This window comes from Polaromonas sp. P1_E1_2 (assembly GCF_056406035.1).
In genome coordinates, this window is sequence record NZ_JBFUAZ010000633.1 from 1 (window position 1) to 2,410 (window position 2,410).

The following is a 2,410-nucleotide window of genomic DNA, read 5'->3' on the forward strand; positions in this document are numbered from 1 at the left end:
TGCTGATGTCGGTAATGGTGCTGACATACCCCGACGGGGCGCCGTTCCCGTCCACCAGGGGCTGCACGTTGATCAGTGCCCAGAACTCACTGCCGTCGGGCCTGCGATGGCACACCACACGGTTCAGCTGTGGCTGGCCGGTACGCACGGCGACAACACTGGGCCACTCTTCCCTGGGCATTGGCGTGCCGTCTTCGCGGAATCTTTGCCATTCCGGCTCGACCGAAGTCTGGCCTTTGAGCTGGGCCAGGGCCAGGCCGAGGATGCGCTCTGCACTGGCATTGCAATCAACAATATGCCCCTGGGCGTCCCGCAGGATCACGCCTTCGGCCAGCGCACCCACAACCGCCCGGAAGCGGGCCTCGCCGACCCGCAGCGCGATCTCCACTTCCTTGCGTGACGTGATGTCGGCACCCACACCCCGATAACCCGCAAAGGTTCCATCGTCGCCAAACACCGGTTCCCCGCTGACGCTTCGGTAAATGACGCTCCCATCCTCCTTGGTCAGCCGGTATTCAAAATTGCGGAACGGCAAATGCGCCTGTAACACCGCCTTGTGCTCTTCCCATGTGCCGACAAGCGGTGTGGAGTTGGGGAGGTCCCATCGGCATTGCCCCTCTCCAATGACCTGGGTTCCCAGGGCGAAGCGTTGCGGATCATTGGAGACAAAAACGTTGCGGAAGTTTGTGTCCTGTTCCCAGTACCAGTCGGACGAAAGACCGGTGAGGCTGCGAAAGCGCTCTTCGCTGCGGCGCAGTTTGGCCTCGGCCTCCAGCCGCGCGGTGATGTCGCTGCCCACGCCCCGATAGCCGGTGAAGCGGCCTTTGGCGTCCACCATCGGCTCTCCGCTGATGGACAAGGTCACGCGCTTGCCGTCTTTTTCTACGCGTTCGTATTCAAAGTTGCGGAAGACTTCGTGGCGCTCCAGCAGAGCGCGATGGCGGGCCCACATCTCCTGGTTGGCCTGGCTGTGGTCGATCTCCCAGCGTGTTTTACCGAGATGCTCACTGATGGCGCGCCTGGCTTCTTCCGTCTGGCCGCCGGACAGCTTGGTGAAGCGGAAATTGGCATCGGTTTCCCAGTACCAGTCGGACGAAAGACTGGTCAGGCTGCGGAACTGCTGTTCGCTGCTGCGCAAGCGCTCTTCGTCCGCCAGCTGCTGGGTGATGTCCTCCGCCGTAACAAGGACGTGTGTCACCACACCACTGGAATCTTTCAGCGGAACCTTGCGCATGTGCACACGGATGACGCCCTTGTGCTTGGTCTGGACAAGGCGGTCGGGGAATTCCTGCATCTTTCCGGCAGCGATCAGGGCGAGATCCGAGGCATGCATGTTGTGGGCATGGGCCTTGGGCCACAGATCATGGACGGTATGGCCCAGCGCTTCCGCCCGAGTGAAACCATAAAGCTCTTCCGCCGCGCGATTCCATGCGACATAACGGTGGTCCGTGACGGCTTTCAGGTTCATGGCGATCGGAATGTTTTCAACGATGTCGTCGAGCAGGCGGGCGACTTTGCGTTCTTTTTCCTCCGCGCGCCTGCTGGCCGTGACATCGCGCGTAATACCCCGATAACCCATGAACTCCTGATGCTTGTTGAACACCGGCACGCCGCTGATGGAAAAATAATGCGCGACGCCATCCTCCAGCACGCGTATGTATTCGAAATCGCGAAAGGGCTTGCGTTCCGCCAGCACGGCGCGGTGGTCTTCCCATGACATGGTGACCGGCAGGGCGCCAGGCAGTTCCCAGCGGCATTTGCCGACGGAACTGTCGAGATCCTTATCTTGTGACTTGCTGCTGTACTCGGCCGTGAAGTCAGTAAAACGGTACTCCGCGTCCTGCTCCCAGTACCAGTCTGCCGAGACGGTGGCGAGGCTGCGCAAGCTGCTGATGTCGTCCCTGAGCGATTCGACCAGCCGCTGCTGCTCAACGATCTCAAGCTTCAACGCATCATTGGCGGCCGCCAGCGCAAGCGCTTCGGCCTGCATGCGCTGCTGGGACTGCTCTGCCGTCTCGTCGCGTTTCATCGCGGCACCTGACGGGTAACCGTGCCGGGCCGACGCGGCAGGGGCACGGGCGCCCCCATCAGGCCAGGCTCACGGTGGACTGCGGTGAATGCGCTTGGCAAACTGGGGTTCATCCGCCGGTAGTGACTTTCTTTGCAAAGGTGCGCGGCTCTATCAAGGCCCGCTTTCCGTAGCTGCCGCACTGCAAGTGTGTAATGCTGCATTTAATTGCGCTATAGGACAACACCCTGATTTCTTTTGACCGTGCCTTCCATTAGATTGGCCTGGTTTTTGCATACTTAAGACCTCCTCTTATAGCAATCAATAGGTCCTCGGAATTACACGAATTGCCGTTCGGTATTTGGCAATTATTACCATCACTCCATTCAGGCAGTCTGGGGG

At 60.1% G+C, this 2,410-nt stretch carries 1 protein-coding gene; it reads right to left on the reverse strand.

Annotation, left to right across the window (positions count from 1 at the left end):
• A partial coding sequence (locus AC1D1P_RS21010) for a PAS domain-containing protein (protein ID WP_477674299.1) occupies positions 1-2,029 on the reverse strand: 2,029 nt, incomplete at its 3' end.
• Between the last annotated feature and the right edge of the window lie 381 nt (positions 2,030-2,410).